Annotated in this window: 24 protein-coding genes; 4 read left to right on the top strand and 20 right to left on the bottom strand. The window is 43.8% G+C overall.

What is annotated here, in order from left to right; genetic code table 11:
• Nucleotides 1-17 precede the first annotated feature (17 nt).
• Nucleotides 18-1,481 carry a cardiolipin synthase gene (gene cls, locus B3F51_RS01715; RefSeq protein WP_228881365.1) on the top strand — a complete coding sequence of 488 codons (1,464 nt, stop codon included), beginning with the start codon at nt 18-20 and terminating at the stop codon, nt 1,479-1,481.
• A gap of 36 nt (nt 1,482-1,517) precedes the next feature.
• On the opposite strand, the gene hydG is transcribed toward cls, so the two are convergent.
• From hydG to cdaA, 8 genes are all read right to left on the bottom strand, one after another.
• Nucleotides 1,518-2,936: a [FeFe] hydrogenase H-cluster radical SAM maturase HydG gene (gene hydG / locus B3F51_RS01710; protein WP_228881362.1), complete on the bottom strand. Its 1,419-nt coding sequence runs from the start codon at nt 2,934-2,936 to the stop codon at nt 1,518-1,520.
• A 101-nt stretch (nt 2,937-3,037) separates the two neighbouring features.
• Complete coding sequence (hydE, locus tag B3F51_RS01705; RefSeq protein WP_286945125.1) at nt 3,038-4,078, bottom strand: [FeFe] hydrogenase H-cluster radical SAM maturase HydE; 1,041 nt, start codon at nt 4,076-4,078, stop codon at nt 3,038-3,040.
• A complete protein-coding gene (locus B3F51_RS01700) occupies nt 4,071-4,349 on the bottom strand; it encodes a TM1266 family iron-only hydrogenase system putative regulator (protein WP_070369972.1) in 279 nt (92 codons plus the stop codon). The genes hydE and B3F51_RS01700 overlap by 8 nt, the downstream gene beginning before the upstream one ends.
• 466 nt (nt 4,350-4,815) lie before the next feature.
• A complete protein-coding gene (locus tag B3F51_RS01695) occupies nt 4,816-6,060 on the bottom strand; it encodes a DUF1015 domain-containing protein (RefSeq protein ID WP_070369971.1) in 1,245 nt (414 codons plus the stop codon).
• A 70-nt stretch (nt 6,061-6,130) separates the two neighbouring features.
• Entirely contained in the window at nt 6,131-7,300 is a 1,170-nt protein-coding gene (locus tag B3F51_RS01690) for a phosphoglycerate dehydrogenase (protein ID WP_070369970.1), read from the bottom strand.
• A gap of 29 nt (nt 7,301-7,329) precedes the next feature.
• Nucleotides 7,330-8,418 (bottom strand): 3-phosphoserine/phosphohydroxythreonine transaminase, encoded by a 1,089-nt coding sequence (serC, locus tag B3F51_RS01685; RefSeq protein WP_070369969.1) that lies wholly within the window; start codon nt 8,416-8,418, stop codon nt 7,330-7,332.
• Nucleotides 8,419-8,561: 143 nt separating this feature from the next.
• The gene (locus B3F51_RS01680; protein WP_242871566.1) at nt 8,562-9,776 is read right to left on the bottom strand and encodes a CdaR family protein; all 1,215 of its coding nucleotides are present in this window, start codon (nt 9,774-9,776) and stop codon (nt 8,562-8,564) included.
• A complete protein-coding gene (gene cdaA / locus B3F51_RS01675; RefSeq protein WP_070369968.1) occupies nt 9,763-10,611 on the bottom strand; it encodes a diadenylate cyclase CdaA in 849 nt (282 codons plus the stop codon). Before cdaA ends, B3F51_RS01680 begins: the two co-directional genes overlap by 14 nt.
• A 193-nt stretch (nt 10,612-10,804) precedes the next feature.
• On the opposite strand from cdaA, the gene B3F51_RS01670 reads away from it, so the two are divergent.
• Complete coding sequence (locus tag B3F51_RS01670) at nt 10,805-11,236, top strand: CBS domain-containing protein (protein ID WP_070369967.1); 432 nt, start codon at nt 10,805-10,807, stop codon at nt 11,234-11,236.
• A 115-nt stretch (nt 11,237-11,351) separates the two neighbouring features.
• Here B3F51_RS01670 and B3F51_RS01665 read toward each other — a convergent pair whose 3' ends face one another.
• Nucleotides 11,352-13,910 (bottom strand): MrcB family domain-containing protein, encoded by a 2,559-nt coding sequence (locus tag B3F51_RS01665; RefSeq protein ID WP_286945122.1) that lies wholly within the window; start codon nt 13,908-13,910, stop codon nt 11,352-11,354.
• Between the two features lie 46 nt (nt 13,911-13,956).
• Nucleotides 13,957-14,547, bottom strand: coding sequence for a secondary thiamine-phosphate synthase enzyme YjbQ (locus B3F51_RS01660; protein ID WP_070369965.1), 591 nt, complete (start codon nt 14,545-14,547; stop codon nt 13,957-13,959).
• Between the two features lie 220 nt (nt 14,548-14,767).
• Between B3F51_RS01660 and B3F51_RS01655 the strand changes: the two genes are divergently transcribed.
• Both B3F51_RS01655 and B3F51_RS01650 read left to right on the top strand, forming a co-directional pair.
• Nucleotides 14,768-15,607, top strand: coding sequence for a putative ABC transporter permease (locus B3F51_RS01655; RefSeq protein ID WP_070369964.1), 840 nt, complete (start codon nt 14,768-14,770; stop codon nt 15,605-15,607).
• Nucleotides 15,608-15,650: 43 nt separating this feature from the next.
• Nucleotides 15,651-16,499: an Mbeg1-like protein gene (locus B3F51_RS01650; protein WP_070369963.1), complete on the top strand. Its 849-nt coding sequence runs from the start codon at nt 15,651-15,653 to the stop codon at nt 16,497-16,499.
• Between the two features lie 72 nt (nt 16,500-16,571).
• Here the strand turns inward: B3F51_RS01650 and B3F51_RS01645 are convergent, their stop codons facing one another.
• The 10 genes from B3F51_RS01645 to rplQ all read right to left on the bottom strand — a co-directional run bounded on the left by B3F51_RS01645 (nt 16,572) and on the right by rplQ (nt 25,068).
• Complete coding sequence (locus B3F51_RS01645) at nt 16,572-17,762, bottom strand: AI-2E family transporter (RefSeq protein WP_228881349.1); 1,191 nt, start codon at nt 17,760-17,762, stop codon at nt 16,572-16,574.
• Between the two features lie 125 nt (nt 17,763-17,887).
• Complete coding sequence (locus B3F51_RS01640) at nt 17,888-18,229, bottom strand: hypothetical protein (protein WP_070369962.1); 342 nt, start codon at nt 18,227-18,229, stop codon at nt 17,888-17,890.
• Between the two features lie 198 nt (nt 18,230-18,427).
• A complete protein-coding gene (gene typA, locus B3F51_RS01635) occupies nt 18,428-20,242 on the bottom strand; it encodes a translational GTPase TypA (RefSeq protein ID WP_286945117.1) in 1,815 nt (604 codons plus the stop codon).
• A gap of 84 nt (nt 20,243-20,326) precedes the next feature.
• On the bottom strand, nt 20,327-20,719 hold the full coding sequence (rpsI, locus tag B3F51_RS01630) for a 30S ribosomal protein S9 (RefSeq protein ID WP_070369960.1): 393 nt from the start codon (nt 20,717-20,719) through the stop codon (nt 20,327-20,329).
• Between the two features lie 23 nt (nt 20,720-20,742).
• Complete coding sequence (gene rplM, locus B3F51_RS01625; protein ID WP_070369959.1) at nt 20,743-21,180, bottom strand: 50S ribosomal protein L13; 438 nt, start codon at nt 21,178-21,180, stop codon at nt 20,743-20,745.
• Nucleotides 21,181-21,360: 180 nt separating this feature from the next.
• Nucleotides 21,361-22,095, bottom strand: a complete 735-nt coding sequence (gene truA / locus B3F51_RS01620) for a tRNA pseudouridine(38-40) synthase TruA (protein ID WP_286945115.1) — start codon at nt 22,093-22,095, stop codon at nt 21,361-21,363.
• Nucleotides 22,096-22,111: 16 nt separating this feature from the next.
• Nucleotides 22,112-22,933, bottom strand: coding sequence for an energy-coupling factor transporter transmembrane component T family protein (locus B3F51_RS01615; RefSeq protein ID WP_286945113.1), 822 nt, complete (start codon nt 22,931-22,933; stop codon nt 22,112-22,114).
• A 4-nt stretch (nt 22,934-22,937) separates the two neighbouring features.
• Entirely contained in the window at nt 22,938-23,792 is an 855-nt protein-coding gene (locus tag B3F51_RS01610; protein ID WP_070369956.1) for an energy-coupling factor transporter ATPase, read from the bottom strand.
• The gene (locus tag B3F51_RS01605; protein WP_070369955.1) at nt 23,783-24,628 is read right to left on the bottom strand and encodes an energy-coupling factor transporter ATPase; all 846 of its coding nucleotides are present in this window, start codon (nt 24,626-24,628) and stop codon (nt 23,783-23,785) included. Before B3F51_RS01605 ends, B3F51_RS01610 begins: the two co-directional genes overlap by 10 nt.
• Before the next feature lie 98 nt (nt 24,629-24,726).
• Nucleotides 24,727-25,068 (bottom strand): 50S ribosomal protein L17, encoded by a 342-nt coding sequence (rplQ, locus tag B3F51_RS01600; protein WP_026393609.1) that lies wholly within the window; start codon nt 25,066-25,068, stop codon nt 24,727-24,729.
• Between the last annotated feature and the right edge of the window lie 3 nt (nt 25,069-25,071).

Genomic DNA, 25,071 nt, shown 5'->3' with positions numbered 1-25,071 from the left:
TACTTACGGAGGTTTTTATGTTATTGGGTATTGCCGCAATATTTTCAACGATTGTTTTTGTTGTAAATATTACTCTGACCTTCACGATTATTTTTCTGGAACGCAAGAACCCGCAAAGCACCTATGCCTGGTTATTGTTTTTATGGATGGTTCCTATTTTAGGATTTTTATTTTACATCCTCTTCTCCCAGAATTTAACCAAACGAAAAATTTTTCGTTATAATACCCCGGAGAACATTCAGTATCATCAACTGCTACGGCAACAGCAACGGTCACTGTCCCGTATTATTGCCATTGATCCGGATAGTCCCATCGAGAAATACCGACATTCCATTGAATTCCATCTCAATGTCAGTGAATCCCTATACACCAACAATAATGAGGTTCAGATTTTTACCGATGGCTATAAAAAATTTGATGCTCTCTTTCATGCCATGGAAGAGGCCCAATCCTCCATTCATGTGGAATACTACATTATTAAAAATGATACCCTGACTGCTAAACTATTCGACATTCTGACCCGGAAAGCCTTAGAAGGTGTCGAAGTACGGCTGCTTTTTGATGCCATGGGCGGCCGATATCTTCCTCGGACGGTTCTCGAAGCCTTCGAATCTGCCGGGGGTAAAATTGGCATTTTTTTCCCATCCCGGTTTAAAATGCTCAATCTCCGGGTCAATTACCGAAATCATCGCAAGATTGTAATCATAGACGGTGTCACCGGTTTTGTCGGTGGGTTTAACATCGGCAATGAATATCTGGGTCTGGAGAAGAAAATGGGCTATTGGCGGGATACCCATTTAAAAGTGGTCGGTTCGGCGGCTTATGAACTTCAGCATCGTTTTCTTTTGGACTGGCGGGCCAGTTCCAATGAGGAGCTCCTCATTGACGATACCAAACTCAATCAGTATTTTCCCGTCATTCCCCAAAAATCCGGGGCGGGTATTCAAATTGTCTCCAGCGGTCCCGACAACATCAACCAGCAGATTAAGCAGGGTTTCCTGCGGATGATCAATACCGCTGAGGATTATATCCTGATTCAGTCACCCTATTTTGTGCCCGACGAAAGTATCCTGGAAGCTCTCAAAATCGCCCTATTATCCGGCATTGATGTGCGAATTATGATTCCCAATAAGCCGGATCATATTTTTATTTACTGGGTCACCCTGGCTTATGTGGGTGAGCTGATTGAATATGGGGCCAAAATATTTATTTATGAAAATGGCTTCCTTCATGCTAAAACCATTGTCGTTGATGATTCGGTCTGTTCGGTGGGTTCCTGTAACTTTGACATCCGCAGCTTCAGGCTGAATTTCGAAACCAATGCCTTTATTTATGACCGCAAGGTTGCCACCAAACTTAAAAACATCTTTGTCGAAGATATAAAAAAATGCACCTATTATAATAAGGAACTCTATCGCAACCGCAGCCGCCGGGTCAAGATCAAAGAATCGATATCCCGGCTGTTCTCCCCGTTATTGTAAAACACAAAAGCCTCCCTTCCGGGAGGCTTTTGCATACTAGAATCTAAAATCCCGCTTACCGGAATTCAGTTCAGTGAGATGGTCAGCAGCAATTCTGCGAACCTTGTCGTTGGGAATTGATGCCAGCTCCCGGGCAATGGTTTTTTCACCATTTAATTTGGTCTCCGGGGCAGCATAGTCTTCCAGATATTCTTTGAGGGTCATAATCGCATTGGGCTGACAGCAGTTGGCAATCTGACCGGATTTGACCAGTTGCATAAAGCGGTCGCCGGTACGGCCTTCCCGGTAACAGGCGGTACAGAAGCTGGGAATGTGGCCCATTTCCAGCAGCCAGTTGACAATTTCATCGAGTTTCCGGGTATCATTGAGTTCAAATTGGGCGGAGTTTTCGTCTTCCGGTTCAGGCGTATCATAACCGCCAACACTGGTACTTGATCCCCCGCTGATCTGAGAAATTCCCAGTTTTAAGACCCGCTCCCGGGAAGCCTGCGACTCCCGGGTAGAGATAATCATCCCGGTGTAAGGTACAGCAATGCGCAGTACGGTGACAATTTTTTCAAAGATTTCATCAGAAATGGCATTGGAAAAATCACTGGTGTCAATATCATCAGCCGGACAGATCCGCGGCACGGAGATGGTGTGCGGCCCAACCCCCATGGCAGCTTCCAAATGCTCGGCATGCATCAGCATCCCGACAAAATCATAGCGATACATATTCAGTCCGAAGAGGACCCCAATTCCAACATCATCGATGCCACCTTCCATGGCCCGGTCCATGGCTTCGGTGTGCCAGGCGTAGTCGCTTTTGGGGCCGGTGGGGTGGAGCATTTCATAATTTTCTTTGTGATAAGTTTCCTGGAATAAAATATAGGTTCCGATGCCAGCTTCTTTTAACTGTCGGTAGTCATCTACCGTGGTGGCAGCGATATTGACATTGACCCGGCGGATATCGCCATTTTTATGTTTGATGCTGTAAATGGTTTTGATGCTTTCTAAAATGTATTCCAGGGGATTATTTTTAGGATCTTCACCCGCTTCCAGGGCCAGCCGCTTGTGGCCCATGTCCTGCAGGGCGATCACCTCTTTGGCAATTTCCTCCTGGGTCAGCTTCTTGCGGCTGATGTTTTTATTTTTGGCATGATAAGGACAATAGATGCAGCCATTGACACAATAATTGGACAAATAAAGGGGTGCAAACATGACAATGCGATTGCCATAAAACTTGTTTTTGATCGCCATCGCCAGTTTAACCAACTGGTTATTCTGTTCTTCCAGCTCACAGGCCAGTAACACTGCTGCCTCCCGGTGGGTCAACCCTTTAAAGGTACCTGCTTTTTCAATGATTTCATCAATCAGGACAGCATTTCTTTTATTTGCTTCCGCATAGGCCAGGGTGTCCAGAATTTCCTGGTCATCAATAAATTCAACCGCTTTTTTTGACATTACATTATACATTTTACGCTCCTCAAGTTTTTATTATTTCATAAGTATAAATTTATTCCATCGAACGATGGTTGTAAAGCTCACGGCACTTTCAAAATCAACCGTCATTATTTCTATTCTTGCGGGTAATCCCCCCGGTGGGTTAAAATCTCATAGCCAATTCCTTCCATCCGTTTACTTAAACAGACTCGGCATTCGGCTGCTTCATCGCCAGTACAGATCTTATTGTCATAAAGGCTGTAGTCTTTTCGAACCGCCACTGGTGACAAGTTGGGCATAACCACATTAGCCCCGGCCAGAATTCCCAATTCACGACCATTGGGATCAATTGTTCCCAAGGCTGTGGTAGCAGGAATCAGGGCCTTCGGTAGCATCAAACGTAAGATTGAAATCAGCAGCAGGGTTTCTTCCAGGGTACCAGCCTTGGCATCCTTATAAGGGGTATGCTGATGGGGGATGAAGGGCCCGATTCCGATCATCTGGGGGTTTAGTTCTTTAATAAAAAGTAGATCTGCCACCAGATTATCAACAGTTTGGTGCGGCGAGCCGACCATAAAGCCGGTGCCAACCTGAAAGCCGATTGCTTTGAGATCCTGGAGACATGCCTTACGGTTTTCCAGCAACAATTCCCGGGGGTGGAGTTTTCGATAATGTTCCGCTGAGGCGGTTTCGTGTCTGAGCAAATAGCGGTTGGCCCCAGCGGCATAAAATGCTTCGTAGACTTCCCGAGGGCGTTCTCCCAGCGACAAGGTAATCGCACAGTCCGGGTACCCCGCTCTGATTTTTTTGATCAGTGCCGCCATCTGTTCATCGGAAAATCCCGGATCTTCACCGCCCTGCAGCACAAAGGTGCGAAAGCCTAAGTCGTATCCCAGCGCACAACAGTCAAGAATTTCCTGCTCACTTAAGCGATAGCGATGGGCTGCTTCGTTGCCCCGGCGGATGCCGCAGTAATAGCAATCATTTTTGCAATAATTACTGAATTCAATCAGTCCCCGGACATAGACCCCTTTACCAAAGGTTTCACCTGACACTCTTTGAGCTCGGTTTGAAAGATCCGCCCGTAATTCCGGCGTGTTATTTTCCAGTAGCCATTTAAATTCGTCCCGTTCCAGGAACTGCTTTTTTTCCAGCTTTTCAGTTAGGTTATTCATGATTGTTTTCCACTTCTTCACCCTTCGGTAATTTTGAATAAACGGTTTTAATACTAACTCCCTCGATCATTCCCAGCTTCCCGGACAGCGAGCTGATGATATTGGTGGATGCATCCACCACCACACTGATGACCGATACGTTGCGCTGATGATAAGGGATACCCATTCTTCCAACAATATGCTCGCCATAATCATGAAGTACCTGGTTCAGTTTTTCCACGGCATCTTTTTTTTCAACAATAATCGCAATCAGTCCAATTCTTTTCTCCATCTCGTTCTCCTTGTTCACCTTCTTTTTGACAAGCTACCCACAACATCCTCAAAAAAACAGAAAACCCTGTACCAGAGGGCACAGGGAAACACGCAAATAACCCATTCATTGTTCTTAAAAATGAAATGGATACATGACACATGATTCTCTCGCCTTTCCATTAGGGACGAACCCGGATGGCATCAGTACGATAACTTTGTTTTGATTTTACTAAATACATTTACAGTTTGCTGTCAGAATCCGTTTTTTCATCATCTTTCAGTTCACTGTTGTTGAAAAGGATATCATATATTATCTAAATCTTCAATCATAATCACAGGGAAAATTTTGTCTCGACTCATCCGTAGCTGGTAAATAAACAACAAAAAAAGGCAATCATTTTTCCCCGCCCGGCCCTCTCCGAAGATTTCGGCTGGATCACGGTTAACAATTGCCTTTTATAATAATTCGTTTAGCTCATGACTGACTAGTAAAGATTATGAATAAATAATCCGCTTCTTAATTTGGGTTCAAACCAGGTAGACTTTGGCGGCATCAGCAAATCGGCATCGGCAATGTTCATCAGCTCTTCAATCGAAGTAGGATACATCGAAAAAGCCAGAACCATGTCTTCGTTGGCCCGACGTTCCAGTTCTTTTAAGCCCCGGATGCCCCCAACAAAGTCGATTCGTTTATCGGTTCGAATATCGCCAATGCCCAAAATTGGCACCAGAACATTGTCTTGCAGAATCGCCACGTCCAGTGAGTTAACCGGATCTGCGGGATCATAGACCCCCTCTTTAACCGTCAGCAGATACCATTTGCCATCCACAAACAAACCAAAACTGCCTTTTTGCGGTGGATTCACGGGTTCGCCATCTTTTGGTGTCACCTCGAATTTTTCTGACAAGGCACTGATAAATTCCTCAACGCTGAGTCCATTAAGATCCTTGACGACCCGGTTGTAGTCCATGATGTACAGCTGTTCATCAGGAAATAGTACCGACAGGAAGTAGTTGAATTCCTCATCACCGGTATAATTGGGGTTTGCTTCCCGACGCATCAGGCCAACCTTAACAGCGGAAGCCGAACGGTGATGACCATCGGCAATATAAAGATTCTGAACCTGACTAAATTTTTCGACCAGGCCGGTAATCACGGTCTCATCATCAACCACCCAGGCCCGGTGGGTAATCCCATCATCGGCGACAAAGTCATAGACTGGCTGATGTTCATTTCGCCAAGCGTCGATCATGGCGTTAATGGCGTCCTGAGCCCGGTAGGTCAAAAAAATCGGTCCGGTATTGGCATTGCAGGCGTCGACGTGTTTGATTCGGTCTTCTTCTTTATCGGCCCGGGTCAGTTCGTGTTTTTTGATGGTATTATCAAGATATTCATCGATGGCCGTACAGACGACCAGTCCCACCTGGCTGCGGCCATCCATAATCAGCTCATAAATATACAAGCAATCCTGGGTGTCCTGGGTCAGAGCCTTGCGATGAAACAATTTTTCCAGGTTTTTTCTGGCGGTTTCATAAACAAAGGGGTCATTGATTTTAATCCGAGGATCCAGGGTCGTTTCGGGTCGGTCAACCCGTAAAAAAGAATCCAGTTTGCCACGGGCGGCAATGGCCGCTTCCTCACGGTTATAGACATCATAAGGCAGGGCTGCCACATCCTGCGCTTTTTCCGGCAGCGGACGCACCGCTTTAAAGGGCTTGATTGTTGCCATTATTTCCTCCTATTTTTAAATAAAGAAGTGGCTTCAGATGAACGAAGACCACTTCTTTGTCGTATTGTAATTATTTTAAAATCCGTACTCGGGTAACCCCTTTAATGGCTTTTAAGGCTGTTTTCACGTCTTCGCCAACATTGCTGTCAACGTCGATCATGGTGTAAGCCCAGGCTCCTCGGTTTTTATTGGTCATCACGGCAATATTAAGATCATGGTCAGCCAAAATCTTAGTGATCTGTCCCAACATGTTGGGCACATTGGCGTGATTCACGGTGATGCGGTTTTCAGCTTCGCAAACGCCCATGTTGCAATCCGGATAATTGACCGAATTGATGATATTACCATTTTCCAAATACTCTTTTAACGAATGAATGGCCATTTCGGCACAGTTCTCTTCACTCTCCGGGGTTGATGCCCCCAAGTGAGGAATATTAATGACGTTTTTCATTTTCAGCAAACGTTCGTTGGGGAAGTCGGTAATGTAGGTGGCGATGATACCTTCTTCAATGGCATTTTCCAGGGCATCGTAGTTAACCAGTCCGCCCCGGGCAAAGTTGAGTAGTCGCAGTCCTTCTTTGGTATCTTTTAATAAATCAGCATTGACGTAATCTTTGGTTTCATCCATATAAGGAATATGCAGTGAAATGTAATCACAGTTTTTAAAGATTTCTTCTTTACTGACGGCACGTTTTACTTTGCGGCTTAAACCCCAGGCATTGTCAATCGAAATGAAGGGGTCAAAACCATAAACCTTCATCCCAAAATCAACAGCCATGTTGGCAACAAGGACACCAATGGCCCCAAGACCGATGACACCCATTTTTTTGCCGTAAAGTTCCGGCCCACCAAAAGCGCCCTTACCCTTTTCTACCAGAGCAGGAACTTCATCACCCTTATCAGCCAGGGTATTTGACCAGGCGATCCCGTCAACGACCTTACGTGATGAGATCAGCATCCCGGCAATCACCAGTTCCTTTACCGCATTGGCATTGGCACCCGGTGAGTTGCAGACAACAATGCCCTGTTCGGAACATTTATCCAGGGGAATGTTGTTGACCCCGGCACCAGCCCGACCAACAAATTTAACGGATGCTGGAATATCCATATCGTGCATTTTAAAGCTTCGCAGTAAAATTGCATCGGGATTCTCCGGTTGATCTAAAACCGTATAATTTTCACCTAATAATTTTAGCCCTTTTTTTGAAATGTTATTGAGGGTCTGAACTTTATAATTCACTGTCGTGTTTCCTTTCTTAGCGAAAACGCCTAGGCGTTTTCTTTTTCAAATTTCTGCATGAATTCGATCAGGGTATCAATCCCTGCCATCGGCATGGCATTATAAATGCTGGCTCGCATCCCACCAACGCTGCGGTGACCTTTGAGGTTTTCCATTCCGGCTTTTTTACTTTCCTTAACGAATAGCGCATCTAATTCGTCAGATCCGGTAATAAACGGTACATTCATGAGGGAACGGTCTTCCGGCACAACGGTGCCCTTGTACAGTTTACTGTTATCAATGAAGTCATATAGTTTTTGAGCCTTTTCTTTGTTGACTGCTTCCATTCCAGCAACGCCGCCATTGGCTTTAACCCATTCAAAAACTAGTTTACAGATATAAATACTGTAGCAAGGTGGGGTATTGTAGCAAGAATCGTTATCCGCATGAATTTTATAATCCAGCATGGTAGGGGTGAAATCTTTGGCATGACCCAGTAAATCTTTACGAATGATCACGACCGTTACACCAGCAGGTCCCATGTTTTTCTGAGCGCCCGCATAAATCAGGCCAAATTTAGAAACGTCATAGACTTCAGATAAGATATTTGACGACATGTCCCCAACCAGTGGCACATTTCCAGTATCAGGAATATTTTCAGGTTTAAATCGCGTTCCGTAGATGGTGTTATTTACGCAAATATGGAAGAAATCAGCATCGGGTGTAAAATCCTTGGGATCCACCTTGGGGATGTAGGAAAAGGTTTGATCCTGGGATGACGCAATAACCTTTGCTTCTCCATAACGGGCTGACTCCTGATAAGCCTTTTTTGCCCAACTGCCGGTAATCATAAAATCGGCTTTATTGGTTTTTGAATAAAGATTCAAGGGAACCATGGCAAACTGAGTTGATGCTCCACCTTGTAAAAACAGAATCTCATAATTCTCTGGAACATTCATCAGTTCCCGGTAAAGACTTTTGGCAGCTTGCAGAATATCATCAAAATAGGATGATCGATGACTCATCTCCATTACGGACATGCCTGCATCTCCATAGGATACCATTTCAGACCCAGCTTTTTCCAGGACTTCGAGTGGTAAACAAGATGGTCCAGCTGAAAAATTATAAACTCTTTTCACTTTTAATTTCCTCCTTAAATAGTGTTTTTGGTGTGAATGTAATTCTCTGAAAAAATTACTTCCTGCTATTATATGTTAAAAGTTTGTCAAATGCAAGATTTTGTATTAAATTTTATGTAAAAATTATTGTTTACCAAATTTTTTTATTCAATTATTACTGTTGTCTTTGCTGGCGTAATCGATTTGACCAAAGACTGGGATAAATTCGTCTGAATCGGCAATTCATATTCCCCTGGACCCAAGTTGGCACAATCAACAAAGGCTTCAATCTGAGCTGCATTTAAACTGTTTAAAATGCTGCTGGCACCTTCTAATTTAACCACCACTCGAGAATCCTTGATCTTAGACGTAACCAGACCAGTTCCCAGATTTTTAGTACTCACTTTATCGATGGTAAAGCTTTTCTCCACCGGCGTTTCAATGGACACTGTCGCCTTGACTTTTCCGCTACCATCGAGGAAATAAAATCCTGACGGCAGCGACAGATTAACATCTTTGGTAAATGTTTTGGACTGTCCTGATACATCAATGGCATCCATCGGAATCGTCTCAATGGTATTGAGCAGACCTTCCTTGGCTCCAATTAGCACCTTGGAGGGCTCAACCTGAACACCCGTGACAATATATCCGCTGGCTGGGTCTCCGGTTGTGGATGGAACAATCCCAATTGATTTTGTTTTGCCAAGGATGATTTCCGCTTCCACCACATTGGGTAGGATCTCCAAATCGGTAATCGGATTTCCGGCAGTATCATAAGCAGTTACTTCCAGATTTTGCGTAGTATCCTCTTTTAACCCATTGACATTGGCCGTTGCCGTAATTTTATCAATCCGGGCGATGGACTCCTGTGGACCTTTTACTTCCACGGTTTCCTGAGACTCGGCCGAGATCACCGCCAGATCATCGGCGGGTTTCCCTTCCAGACCAATATCCACATCCATATCTTCTTTGATAATATTATCCACATCAATCTGAAGGCTGGAAGGATTCATACTGGTGATTATCACCGAGTTGGCCAGTCCCTTAACCTCTACATCCAGATCGTAGGTTCCCTTCTCATCGATATCCCCAAGATCAACTTCGGCGGTTATTTCTTTCATGTTAACATTTCTTAGATTCTTGTCCGTCCCCTTGACCTGCATATTCAGATAATAGGTTTTATCATCGGCCAGAACCAGATTTTTTCCGGACAACGATTCAACATTGGTCAAGGTTATCGGGATACTGTTAAAATCCTGGGTAATCAGCATATCCGCATTCCCATTGACCATAAACCAAAGCGTAATCGCAATACCAACGGATGCAAGCATTCGAATCAGTCGTTCACGAAACGAAATTTTCTTTTTATTTGCTGCCATCTAATCGCCCCCAAAGTTTGCCAATCCACCCGCTATCGGTGTTACCATCCTCATTTACGGTATAGTTTTCCATGATAATTTGTTTGAGCACCTCAATCATGATGTCCTGAAACAAGGTACCCTTTGAGGCATAGGAAACTTGACCGGTTTCTTCCGATACAATGATGACCAGGGCATCGGATTTTTCAGTCATTCCCAACCCCGCCCGATGGCGGGTTCCCAATTCACTGCTTAAATCACGATTGTCCGAAAGTGGCAGCAAGCAACCAGCCGCTCGGATTTGTCTGGACCAAAGCTTAATAATCACCGCTCCGTCATGAAGGGGTCGATTGGGGGTGAAAATATTTTCCAGTAATTCACTGCTGATGTCTGAATCCAGCTCCGTGCCCGTTTTAACAATATTATTAAGCCCGGTATCTTTCTCCAGTACAATTAGAGCTCCAGTTCGCTCGCAGGCCAGTTTTCCCACGGCTTTGATGATTTTATCCACATCGTCTTCCAGAAAATCCATTGAGGGCTTTTTCATCATCTCTTTAAAAATTCGATAATTCCCCAGTTGTTCGAGAGCTGAACGGAATTCCGGCTGAAATACCACGACAATAAAAATAAACGCCCAGGTAAAAACGCTGGTGATAATCAGATTCAGAGTGGTGAAACCCAACCATTCACTGATGGGCGCCAAAAAAAGCAACACGATCAAGCCTTTAAAAACCTGTTCAGCCTGAGTGCCCCGAATCCACATCAATAGCCGATAGACAATAAAGGAAATAATGACGATCTCAATGATACTGGCTACGGTGATTCTCGATTGAATATATAACAAAAACTCTTCCATTTTAGTTCCCTCGTTCATTCGTTGCTATTAATTATACACTAATAAGGCCATTTCGTGAAAGAGAATTTGTTTTTTTTCATATTTTTACAATCATCATTAAGAATTTTTTTAAGGGAGACTTGTGAAACACATGTTAAAATAAATTTTAAATTGAAACCTTCCCATCTTTTTTAAGAATAAGGAGATCATTTTCATGAAAAACCATCTGTTTTATTTATTGCCCAAAAGCGAAACCGTCTTTTTAACCAACACTGATTCATTTAATCAAGCTTATAATATGTTTGTCATTACCAATTACACCGCCTTACCGGTTATTAACAAGAAAGGACAGTATGTCGGAACCATCAGTGAGGGTGATCTGCTCCGGGTACTGTCACTGAGTCTCACCCATCCCGAAATTGATTTGGAGTCTTTTGAAATCAAAGATATTGATTTTAAAATTAATCTGGAAGTGGCCCGAATCAATGAAAGCTACGAACATCTGGTGGAGCTGGCAGTCAAACAGAACTTTATTCCCCTAGTCGATGACCAGGGTATTTTTATCGGCATCCTCCGTCGTCAGGAACTGATCAAAGAACTGATCAGTTTCTTAGAAGATAAGGTAGCTGAGCAGGAAGCTGGCTAACTATCCTTCCGCTCATAAGTCAAGCCAATTAACTAATCTTTTGTCCCCCAGTCAGACCATACTGACCACAGAAATGCCGGACAAAGACTTTGTTAATTGGCTTTTTTTGTTGACCCTATTTGGTTTTTAGTAACTTTACCACCGCCTGACCACTTCTGGGGCAGGGAATGACTTGGTCTTTAAGTAGCACTTCATAGTGGCCAATAAAACGATCGAGTGGTAGATTCAGGCATTTTTCCCGTAGCCCGTCGTCCAGTAAAAAGCAGGCTAATTCCTGATAGACGACATGATCAGCTTTAGGATCAAGCGCCAGTGCTGGTAGAATCCGTTGGACAATGGCCAAGTCAATGATCTCCTCTTCTGTGAACAAGCCCTCGGCTCCACTGTTAATTCCAAAAGCCAGGATTTCATTTTTGCCGCGATATCCCATCGGGCAATCATGCCCAATTAACAGCGTTTGGAGATCTTTTAGTAAATTCATCAGTCGCTCCAGAATTTCCGGCAAGCCCTTGGCCTGGCTATGGATTTTAAAAGCGCTGTTCTCCCAGTCGCTGTCACCGACAGGACTGCCATAATCCGGGAAAACCCCAATTTCAACGACTGGCATCTCAATCACATTGCCGCTGTCAATAACCCGGTCTGGGACCGGAAAATAACCCAAGCCTTCATTGATGGTGGCGATAAAATAAAGATTATCTGGAAAATTCAAACTGCCGTATTCCCGGTACGCCGTAATATCAGAACCAAAATCTTCCCGTTTTAAAAAAGGCTCCTGGCTGCCATTGATCCCTTCCAACAGCAGCCGTAGATACTCTGCTGTCGGCGACCGATCCATTTCATCAAGCAGAAAAAAATGGGGTTTGTCCGGGTATTCTTTGGCGGCCTTTAACATCAGCATAATCGGACCAGGAATAAAGTGACCACGGCTGTCCAGACGACCAAAAAGGTGCGTATCATCATCCCAATTCTTCCCCACCAATAGCCGTTTAAAGCGACTGTTTTCTGAAGTAGCGCCAATTGCCTCGGCAAAAAGTCGGGGAAAGCTTGTTTTGCCACTACCCACCCGGCCTTTAATCATCACAAAGGGTTTTGACTTAATCGACAGATAGTAACGCTTAATTAATTCAGCCGGATAGTAATAGCCTCTATTTCCCATTTTTGCCTGAACCAACCGGAGCGCCGGAGTGAGCTCATCATTTTGGGCCGGATAACGGACCAATGGCCGGGTCAACATTTCAACTGGAGTAGCTTTATTGGCATCCGAAGCGATCGCGTGATCCTCCTCGAATTCGGCTTTCTCACAAATTTTCTGGGTTTTGCCACTGATTATTTGACCATTTTGGGCGCTCTCTGCTTCCTGATCAAAAGGGGTTTCAGCTGGATTTCGGCTTTCGCAGGGCGCCACCGTTTCCGTCTCCATTGCTTTGTCCGGGGGGGGCGAAGGAAAGACAGGCTGTGGTTCTCTGTTATCCTCTGCGTTACAAAGCAAGCTGTCGTCGCTATCGATCACTTCATCCGAACGATTCGCATCCAGGTCTTTTGCAACCACTGCGGCAGTTTTGGTTAGTTGCGGTTCTGCCACTGTCTTCGCCGCTTCCACCAACGTTTTCGGATCCGCTTCTACTTCCATTATCGGACTGGCGCTCACTGTTTCAATGGTTTCTCCACAATCTGTTTCGGTGCTGATTTTTTCAATCGTTTCATTACTGACTAAGGTTTTATCCGCATCCCGATCCTTAATCAAACACTGTTCATACATTTTTCTGAACGCTTCAAATTCTGTTGCCAGTACCCCATCTTCAGGCATATCCGTTTCGCTATATTCCCGATAACAGACAATCCCGGATACCAGGCTGGCACTGGCCAATAAAACCTCCTGATGACTGGTTTTAAAATTTTCCGTCTCAATCTTTTCCCGGTATTTGGCGGCTTGCTCCGAAAGACTTCGGATTCCCAAACCTTCTTTACCATAGACAATCGCCAGATAGAGTTTGCCACTGTCCTTCGCCAGTATATACGCCAGATACAGATCCTCATGATCCAGCCGCTGATCTTTTTTTTCAACCACTTTAACCCAGGGAATTTCCGCCCACTGGGTGTCCCCGGCAAAGCCCCGAACCTGATAATGGCCAGATTGGATCGCTTCAAGGCTTTCAATCACCTTGGGAATTTCTTCGTTGATGATATCCTTAAAGGAAAAACGAAAATCCCGGGGATAATAGTTGGGGTAACCGGCTATCCATTTTAACAGCAACTCCCGAAGTCCTACTCCTGCCGGGATGGTCTTTTGGGTCGCATCACTCGCTTTGACCGCATCAGAAGCTGTGGCCGAAGCGCCAGTTATTAAGCTCAGACTAAACGCATCGTTGCTTTTTGTCAGTTCCATTCTTGGTATAAAAACATCCGGCTGCTCGCCCTGAAACCAGGACTCGTAGTCCGGAAAGGTTTCACCCAGTTTGCGAATCAGTACCTTACTCCATTTCAGTATGGTATTTCCGCCTTCAGCTTCCAGGTATGCCGGGTATTCCCGATTCTGATAAATAATTGCCAATCGGTCTCCGACATTGCCAAAAAAACCAATCATTTCAACTGGAACAAGCATTTCCGTACTTTTAAAGTCTGCGAGTTCCATCATTTTGATCATTTGATCCGATCCTGTTAATTCCCAGCTCATTGTTACTGCCTTTCTCGATTCTTGCTCATTGTGGTAAGTGTTTTTATCAATCGCCATCGGTATCGTTTTCTGCGACGACTGTTTCTCTGCTTTCGGCTTCCTGTTTCAACCGATTCGCTTCCCGTAGACGCCATTCGTTGCGCATTTCTTCAGCAATCTGTTGCTGTTCTGCTTCATAAGCTTGACGCTTCTCAAAAATTAAAGCCAGTTCTTCCGGCATTGACGCTTCCTCATGTTCTGCCAGGGTTGTGCCAAAACTGCTGATAAAATACTGACGTTCACCGGGCCCTTGGAATTCAACAAAATAAATACTCTGATTTTTATCCAGCATCAACGTTCCGCTGTTAACCATCACCTGCAGCGATGGTCCAAAAATCGTAGCCTTAACACAGGCGGTTGTCCAACCGGTAAACTTCATGCCGTCATATTTAGGCATCAGATGGTTCAACTTATCAAAAAATTCCCGTTCAAGCCGCCAGTCATCATTAATGGAAATCATCACTGCTGCGGTTCGCTCGGGAACCTGAATCTGTACAAAGCCATCGTTTAATCGGGACTGGTCAACAAATTCCCGAATCGCTGGGGTAATGTCGATGAGTTGTTCACTTCTTGTTATCTCAATTTTATTGTTTTTCATTTATGCTCCCTGTTTGATTGATTTTTGGTTGCTTTGTCATTATTTGGGGTATATCAACCATTATAAACGATCCATTTTAAAAAAACAAAAACATATCCACCCATCTTGGATAAATATTTGCAGTACAGGAGTCAAAAGGCGTTTTATTCACGATTTTTCTTTATGACCGCATACTGATGTGTTAAAATGATTCAAAGCTAAAATTTGAGAGGAATCATTTATGTATTATAATCTGAGTCTGCTATTTGTTTATTTTTTTCTTTATGCCATCATCGGTTGGATGTGTGAAGTCGTGTACTGCTCCATCCCGGAAAAAAAATTTATTAACCGGGGCTTTCTAAATGGTCCCTATTGTCCGATTTATGGAGTTGGCGCACTGATTATCATCATGTTTCTGATGCCCTATGTCAGTGATCCGATTCTGGTTTTTTTCATTGGCATTATTCTCACCAGTACATTGGAATATGTCACCAGTTGGGGAATGGAAAAACTCTTTCATGCCAAATGGTGGGACTACTCCGACCATAAATTCAACATCAATGGACGCGTCTGTCTGCTCAATTCATTTCTTTTTGGTCTGTTGTGTGTGATTTTAATGTACGTGGTTCATCCCATTGTCAATGATCTAGTTAACAGTTTCTCCGCTTTCTGGATTCAGGTTATTGCCACCATTGCAGCCGTCTTCTTTGTCAGTGATCTGGTGGAATCGACCCGGGAAACCGTTTCCTTCAACAAAAAACTGGGCAGTGTTTACGAAGCGACCACTGAACTTAAAGATCATTTAAAAGAGAAAGGGATCACCACCGCTCACGAAGTGACTGCCAAAGTTCGGGATCTCAAAGACGGAACCTTGACCGAAGCCAAGGATTCAGCCCACCATCTGATCGTCTCGCTAACCAATCGCATCAGCGAAAACAAAGTCATCAATCGGTATTCACATCGCCGAATTATGAATGCTTTTCCCAAGATGTCCCATCTAAACCATCAAACGTCATTGGAAATCTATAAAGCCTTTATGGAGAAAAACAAAGCCAAACATACAAAAATTGATGCAAACTAGTTTTGCATAGCAGTTTTAATTTCTTACCAAAGGAGGTAAGAGCATGTTGTATCATAGTGAACTGAATTTGATCAGCCAACTGGCTGCCCTGAACCTACCGGTTGAACCATCCCGATTACCTGATTATTCGGTGGGCGAAATGGTTGCGGCACTCTTGCAAAATGTCAATAATCTTCAGGGCGATTGCGCCATGTCGGCCGCTGAATGGGATCAATCCCTTCATCTGATGATGGCTAATCCGCACCTCACTGCCCTGAAGGTACTCGCCTACACAAACCAGCCCGAAAACGGACTCGTCGCTTATTGTTTTTCTGATGTTATTCCACACTCCGGCATCATCGCTTTTCGGGGCACCACCGGCATCGGCTGGATTGACAATATTCAAGGCGGCTTTGTGACCGATACCCCACAACAACTAAAAGCCCTGGAATTCTATCGTGCTGTTGATGCGGCCTTTGATATGGAACATTATACCTTAACCGGCCATTCCAAAGGCGGCAACAATGGTCAGTATATTACCGTTGTTGCAGGCAGAAAGATTAGTCGCTGTGTGACCTTTAACAGTCAGGGTTTTTCGGCTGAATTCATCCGTAAATATGCCACCGAAATTATCGCCAATCAGGATAAAATCATTGCCTATGAATCGGCCTGGGATGTGGTTAATATCCTGCTTAACAGCATCGCTGGAAAAAGGATTGTGGTCGGTAATGAATCCAAACTCCCCCACAACAATCATCCTCCCAATCGTCTACTGGATCAGCATGGCGAGATTCGCAACCTGGATATGCGGCATCCTTTTTATGCCGGTTTTCAGAATTTCACGGTCACTTTAACCCAGATCGCTTCCAAAGCCAAACAACAACTGGAAAAGACACGAACTACAAAAAAATAACTGAAAAAGCGTCCACGAAGTGACTGACCCAACTGGATCCACTTCCGGACGCTTTTTAATTCATCATTTGATTTAGTCAGACTCTTGCTGCCCAAGCTTCATTTTTTCGATCCGCTCATTGGTAATTTTTCTAAATACCGCATAAAATACCGCAAATGAAGGAATCCCCAAAATAATTCCCAGGAAACCAAACAGACTGCCACCGATAATCATTCCAACCAGTACCCATAAACCGGATAAACCAATGGAGCCTCCCACAACCCGGGGATAGATCACATTGCTTTCCACCTGTTGTAGGGCAATAATATAAATCACAAAGATCAGACAATAGATCGGGTTGACCACAAGTAAAATAAAGCCACTGGGTACGGCTCCCAAAAAAGCGCCAAACACTGGGATCACGCTAGTCATGCCAACCAATACTCCAATCAGTAACGCATACGGGATCTGCAAAATAGCTAATCCAACGGTACAGAGGGTTCCCAGAATAAAGGCTTCCGTTATTTGCCCGGCAATAAATCCGTGAAACACTTGATTAGCGGTAATGCTGACGTCCTGGATAAAATCAGCCCGGTCTTTTCGGATATAAGCATAAATCAGTTTATCTTTGACGGCCAACAAGTTTTCTTTATCAGCCAGCAGATAAATGGAAATGACGATTCCCATAATCGCATTAAAAAAACCAACCGTGAAGTTTTTCGTCGCATTGAATATTTCCGGTACGGAATTAAGCAAAAGGCTACCAAACTGTTCCATCAAAGAATCCCATTCAATAGCAATGTCATTCCACAGTGTATCCGGTAAATTAAAGAATGCCAGCGCATCATCTACCAGCGTATTAAATGAATCCACATACCCTGGTAATTTGACCATTAATGTATCGATGCTTTCGCTCACCTGGGGAATAACAAAGGTAATCAAACCGGCCAGAATACCAATCACAAATAAGAATGTCAGGGTTATTGCAATCATTCGTTTGCCCTTATTCAGATCACGATTCTTTTTATTTTTTATGCGATTCATAAAACCAAGAAAATGTCCTTCGATAAAAGTCATTGGGATGTTTAAGACAAACGCAATACCCAGCGCAATCAGCACTGGTGTGATGATATTCATAAATAGCCCTAAATAGCTGACCAGATATCTGATGTTCAGCAAGGCTACCAGTAAGCAGATTCCAAAGGTAATCAGAAAGAAATAATTCCGAAAATTTTTATCGCTCATATCGTGATTTTCATTATTACGCTCATTGTTGTTTTCCACAGATTCACCGCCTTTAAATTCGGGTTATTTTCTAATACGTTTTGCTACTACTATTTTGAAAGTAAAAAGCATCGCCTGGTAAAGCAATGCTTTTTACAAATTTATTATGATGTATGAAGAACGACTTAATAGGACTTAATCAGGGTAATTCCGCCAATTAATGGCAACGGTTTGGCCTCCAGCTGAATCACATTGATGATTCCATAAATGGCAAAACCAACAAACGCCAGGGGCACGGCACTAAAAAGGATGGTTGAAAGAATCCAACCAATGACGGGAACAACACCGATAATGATTCCGACTACGGTGAAAACCAGCCATGCCAGAAATAACACCAAACCCTGATTGGTATGATAGCGGGCAAATTGATTGTCTCCGGCGGCAAACAATGGAATGAGAAAGATAATATAGGCAAAAACTGCCATGATTTTACCATCTTCAGCTTCTTGTTTATCAATATTAATCAAATCGTATTACCTCCGCTTAAGTTCAGACAACAGCTGTAAAGCCATTATCCGTTTGGTTATTTGTTCGGTAAAACCTTATACCGTATATATAATATCACACTGAAAGTTTAACGGTCAATCGTTATTTCATGCACCGGTGCTGATATTTCATTTTTCTCTGTCATTTAAAAAGGAACGCCAGTCCGGCGTTCCAAATTTTTAGCGGGCGCTACGTTTTCGTTCCAGCTCCCCGAGAATTTTCTTACGAATCCGGATATCGGTGGGGGTCAGTTCCACTAATTCATCATCATTGATAAATTCCAGTGCCTGCTCCAGTGTCATGATGCGAGGCTCAATCAGTTTTAACGCCTCATCAGTACCAGACGATCGGACATTGGCCATCTTTTTGTTCTTTGTCGGATTAACCGTCATGTCATCACTTCGGTTATTGATCCCGATGATCATCCCTTCGTAAACCTTGGTTCCAGGACCAACCAGCATCTCACCCCGATCGCTGAGGTTAAACAGCGAGTAGGCCATGGTTTCGCCACTGAACTGAGAAATCAGTACCCCATTAAGACGCTGCGGAATATCCCCTTTGTGATCTTCAAAGGCAGCAAAACGCCGAACCATGGTTCCTTCTCCATGGGTATCATTGATAAACTCACTCTGATAGCCCAACAAGCCCCGAGTCGGCACAAAGAATTCCATTCTTGTCCAGGCTTCATCGGTATACATACTCTCCATCCGACCTTTACGGATATTTAGCTTTGAAATAACGGCACCCGAATATTTTTCCGGTACTGAAATAATGACCAATTCAACCGGCTCCAGCAACTTACCATTTTCATCCCGGTGCATAATTACTTCCGGTTTGGATACAGCCACTTCGTAACCTTCACGACGCATGTTTTCCAAAAGAATCGATAAATGAAGCTCGCCCCGTCCGGAAACCTTGAAACCATCGGTGGTATCTTCCAGTTCTTCAACGAGTAGACCCACATTAACTTCCAGTTCTTTTTCCAATCGAGCCCGAATGTGTCGGGTCGTTACAAATTTTCCAGAGTCACCAGCAAACGGCGACTTATTGACCAGGAAGTTCATTGATAAAGTTGGCTGTTCAATTTCAATCAGTTCCATCGGTTGTACCTGGTTGATTTCACCGATGGTTTCCCCAATAGAGATATCAGGTATTCCTGAAACAACCACAATATCGCCAGCCTTGGCTTCTTTGACCTCGACCCGGGATAAACCGCGATACACAAAGACCTGGTTGATTTTCTCTTTTTTAAAGGATCCATCGGTTTTGCATATTTCAATTTGCTCGCCTGCATGAATCGTGCCAGAATAGATCTTACCAATCCCCAAGCGGCCAATGTAATCATCATATGCCAGGGAAGAAACCTGCATCTGTAGTGGTTCCAGGCTCAGATCATCCTGAAGGCCGACATGCTCCACAATGGTCTCAAAAAGCGGCTCCAGGTTCACCCCTTCGTCATCCATATCACGAATGGCGATTCCTTCTTTGGCAATCCCATAAAGTACCGGGAAATCCAACTGTTTGTCATTGGCTTTGAGTTCCACAAACAAATCGAAAACCATATCAACGACTTCTTCCGCCCGTTGATCTTTTTTATCGATTTTATTAATGAAAAGAATTGGATTAAGCCCCTTCTCCAGCGACTTATTCAGAACAAAACGGGTTTGCGGCATCGGACCTTCACTGGAGTCGACCAGCAAAACAACTGTATCAACAGTTTTCAGGATTCGTTCAACCTCTGAAGAAAAGTCGGCATGGCCGGGGGTATCGACAATATTGATTTTGATGTCTTTATACATAATGGAGCAGTTTTTTGAGTAAATGGTGATTCCGCGTTCGCGTTCAAGGTCATTACTGTCCATTACGCAGTCCACGACCTCCTGATTTTCTCTAAAAACATTGCTTTGTCCTAAAAGGGCATCTACCAGGGTAGATTTTCCGGCATCGACATGGGCGATGACTGCAATGTTAATAATGGGTTGTTTGTTATTCATAAATTCCTGCTTTCTTAATTAACTAGTGTTACACTGAAAAGTCCTGCAACATTGAATGTCGCAGGACTTGTAATAAGTCTGATATTAACGTTTTGAAAACTGTGGTGCACGACGCGCTTTTTTGAGACCGTATTTTTTTCGTTCAACCATACGAGAGTCTCGAGTTAAGTAACCGGCACGTTTCAGTGCTGGTCGCAGGTTGATGTCTGCTTCAAGCAGAGCACGGGCAATCCCATGGCGGATTGCACCAGCCTGTCCGGTAAAACCGCCACCGTGAACATTGACAATCACGTCAAAGGTGTTTAGTGTATCGGTTAATGTTAATGGTTGTCTAGCGATAACCTTTAAGGTTTCCATTCCGAAAAATTCATCAATATCACGTCCGTTAATGGTGAATTTTCCACTCCCTGGTAATAATCGAACTCGGGCAACCGAGGTTTTTCTTCGTCCAGTTCCAAAATATTGTACTTTAGCCATTCTCTATTTCCTCCTTCTCAGCATTAAAATTCGTAAACTTCAGGCAATTGTGCAGCATGTGGATGTTCATTGCCAGCATAAACTTTAAGTTTAGTCGCAATTTTATCACCCAATTTGTTATGTGGGATCATTCCCTTTACTGCTTTGAAAACCAAAAGTTCTGGTTTTTCAGCTAAGAATTTTCGGTAGGTCATTTCTTTTAACCCACCGCAATATCCAGAATATGTTTTATATAATTTCTGATCCAGTTTATTTCCGGTTAACACAACCTTATCGGCATTAATAATAATGACAAAATCTCCACAATCCATATGTGGTGAAAAGATTGGTTTGTTTTTTCCTCGTAAAATATTTGCAACTTCTGTCGCCAGTCGTCCTAATACCTTACCCTCTGCATCAATCACATACCATTTACGGTCTATTTCATGAGATTTGGCCATTTTTGTGGCGTTCGCATTCATCTCAAAAGTCCTCCTCAGTTAATAATTTCTTTATTTTATCTATTGGCTTTCTGACAAGTGGGAGTTATCAGAAATCGTTTTTTATTGTATCCGGGCTAGTGATACATTAACGTCCATCGTTAATTCTATAGCATCTTTCCGGGTGTGTCAAGTAATTTATGCCGTTGTGTGTTTTTATTTTTAATAATAGACTTCCTTTAAGTAAAGCCCCTGGGCGGGAGCCGTTATCCCAGCCTGACTGCGCTCCAGACTTTTAATGATTGTAGCGATGTCCTCGGGTTTCCGCCGCTGATAGCCGACTTCGTAAAGGGTTCCGACCATAATCCGGACCATATTGTAGAGAAAGCCATTACCCCGAAATGTCATTTCATAAAGGTCACCCTTTTTATCAAATGAAATTTCTTCAATGGTGCGGATCGTTGTTTTGATCGAACTGCCACTTGCCATAAAGGCGGAAAAATCATGCTCACCGATAAAATAGGATGCGGCCTCCTTCATTTCCTGCCAGTCCAGGGTACGGCTGACATGAAACGCCAGATCCGAGTAAAAGGGACTGTCAACCGGACTCTCATAAATCTTATAGATATAACTCTTCCCCTTGGCATGATAACGGCTATGAAAGTCAAGCGTTCGCTCTCGACTGCCGACAATGCGAATATCTGACGGCAATCTGGTGTTCAACGCCCGATAAAATGCCTCTGCCGGAATTGTTGATCGGGTAAGAAAATTGGCACTTTGCCCCAAAGCATGAACGCCCGCATCGGTTCGACCAGATCCAATCAGATTGACCGTTTCGCCCGTCAACTCTCGGATTGCATTGATAATTACTTCCTGGATGGTCACGCCATTGGGTTGTATCTGCCAACCACAATACCTGGTACCACAATAAGAGATGATTAATTGGATATTTTTCATTACTCGATATTAATTCTTAGACCGGAAATAATAGCGGTATTTGAATCCAGGTGGTCAGATAAAGCCCCACGATCATTACAAACATCAATACCAGGCTGGCACCATCCCGGAATTCAAAAGCCAATTGCTTCATCCGGGTTCGGTTTTCGCCCCCCCGGTAGCAGCGTGCTTCCATGGCTGTAGCCAGCTCATCCGCTCTTCGAAATGCAGATATAAACAAGGGAATTAAAATTGGGATCAAATTCTTAGCCCGGGAAATAATATTTCCAGTTTCAAAATTCGCCCCCCGGGCTTTTTGGGCTTTCATGATTCGCTCGGTTTCTTCCATCAATGTTGGGATAAAGCGCAGCGCTATCGACATCATCATCGCTAACTCATGCGCATATCGTCGGACGAAGGGAATATATCGCATACACCACTCCATCCCGTCAGTTAAATCAATCGGCGAGGTCGTTAGTGTCATAATACTGGTACCAACCACCAAGAAAATCAAGCGCAGCGCCATATAGGTTGCCACTTTTAATCCTTCCAATGTAACTGTCAGTGGCCCCAACGTTGCCACGACCGTTCCCGGCGTCATAAACAGGTTCAGAACCACCGTCAGCATAATAATCAGGACTAATCCTTTAATTCCCCGGATAATATACCCCACGGGGATTTTAGATAACAGGGTGATGGTTACCAGTATGACAAATGTGGCAAGATACCCCCACAGGTTATTCAAAAAAAACAACATCACAACAAATGCTGTGGTAAACAGTATCTTCGTTCGCGGATCTAATTTGTGGATCACCGACCCGGTTGGATAATACTGGCCAATTGTAACATCTTTTAACATTTTATTATCCTCTTACAACTTTGAGAATTTCTTTTTTGGCTGCTTCCACCGTAAAAATATCTTCTCTAATTTCTGGATACTTTTCTTTGAGTCGCCGCATCAGATAGGTTACCTCTGGTACCGCCAGTCCAATGCTCTCCAGGGTAGAAATTTCCGTAAACACACGATTGGGTGTATCGTAAAAAACAACTTCCCCTTCATTCATAACCAGAATTTTATCGACCATTTTTCCAATATCTTCCATACTATGGGACACCAGAATAACGGTTATCTGTTTTTGACTATGCAATGATTTGATCTGAGCCAATATTTCTTCCCGTCCTCGGGGATCAAGGCCAGCGGTTGGTTCATCGAGAATCAGTACTGCAGGTTCCATCGCAAGAACACCAGCTATCGCGACCCGCCTCATCTGTCCCCCGGATAATTCAAAGGGCGACTTATCTTTGATTGCATCAAAATCAAGACCAACCATCTTAATTGATTGTCTGACCCGCTGATCAATTTCGTCCTCAGTGAGTCCCTGATTTCTGGGGCCAAAAGCGACATCTTTTTGGACGGTTTCCTCAAACAATTGGTGTTCCGGATATTGGAAGACCAGGCCAATCTGGTGTCTGAGCTGAATTAGTTGGGCTTTTTTTGTTTCGAAAATATCTTTTCCATCGACTAGAACAGTTCCGGAAGTAGGAGTTAGTAATCCATTGAGATGCTGAATCAGCGTCGATTTACCCGAACCAGTGTGGCCGATGATGCCAATAAAACTACCGTCTTCGATGGTTAAATTGATCTCCTTGAGAGCTTTGAATTCAAAGGGTGAACCCTCTGAATAGGTATGGGAAAGATTTTTTATTTCTACTGACATAAGGCATCCACCATTTCCTCGATGCTTAATACATCGTCCGCAATTTCAAGTCCGGCACTTCGCAGTTCATACGCCAACTCCGTCATTTGGGGTACATCCAGGCCGATTTCTTTGAGCCGTTTTACCTGTTTAAAGATCGTCCGGGGTTTTCCTTCCATGACCACCTTACCTTTATCCAGCACGATGATCCGATCCGCATCGACGATTTCTTCCATAAAATGGGTGATATGAATAACCGTCATGTCTTTATCGCGATTAAGGCGCTTGATGGTTTCCATCACTTCCCGTCGTCCCGACGGATCCAGCATCGCTGTGGGTTCATCAAATATGATGCACTCGGGTTCCATCGCCAGAATCCCGGCGATCGCAATCCGCTGTTTCTGACCACCCGACAATTGATGGGGTTTCTGATGGGCATAGGCCTGCATTTCGACCACTGCTAAAGCCCGATCTACCCGTTCTCTGATTTCTTGGGGTGGTACACCCAAATTTTCAGGACCAAAAGCCACATCTTCTTCGACGATCGTTGCGACCAGCTGGTTGTCGGGGTTTTGAAATACCATTCCGGCAGTTTGACGAATCGTCCACAGGTTTTCATGATCCTTGGTATTGAGCCCACTGACCATTACATCACCCTGGGTGGGAAAGATAATCGCATTGAGTAATTTGGAAAGGGTGGATTTCCCCGAACCATTATGTCCAATGATTCCGACAAATTCACCTTTTTCAATATGTAAACTGACGCCATCCAAGGCTACGACTGATTCATTTTCGTTATTATGAGGATATTTGAAATATACATCCTGCACGTCAATCATTCTATTTTTACTATCCATTGTCACGTGTAATCACCTTCTTTGGTGTTAATTAACTTTATAATACAAGAAAGGGATTAAGCGTCAATAACATCTTAATCCCCTGTATGCCTCTTAAATTATACTAATTCAATTATCGCCATTTCTGCGCCGTCGCCACGACGTGGTCCAACACGGTAAATTCGTGTGTAGCCACCGTTTCGTTCAGTATATTTAGGTGCAATTTCGTCAAACAATTGTTTTACCACTGCTTCCTGAGTGATATATGAAATTGCCTGTCTTCTGGCATGTAAGTCGCCTCTTTTACCTAAAGTGACCATTTTATCTGCAATTCTTTTTACTTCCTTCGCTCTGGTTACGGTTGTTTCAATTTTACCGTGTTCTAAAAGGGCAGTGGTAAGATTACGCAATAATGCTCTTCTTTGATCAGAGGGACGGCCTAGTTTTCGATATCCCGCCATAGT

It is taken from the genome of Acetobacterium sp. UBA5834 (genome assembly GCF_002435675.1).
In the GTDB taxonomy this organism is placed as follows: Bacteria; Bacillota; Clostridia; order Eubacteriales; family Eubacteriaceae; genus Acetobacterium; species Acetobacterium wieringae.
This window is presented reverse-complemented; position numbering and strand designations above follow the sequence as displayed.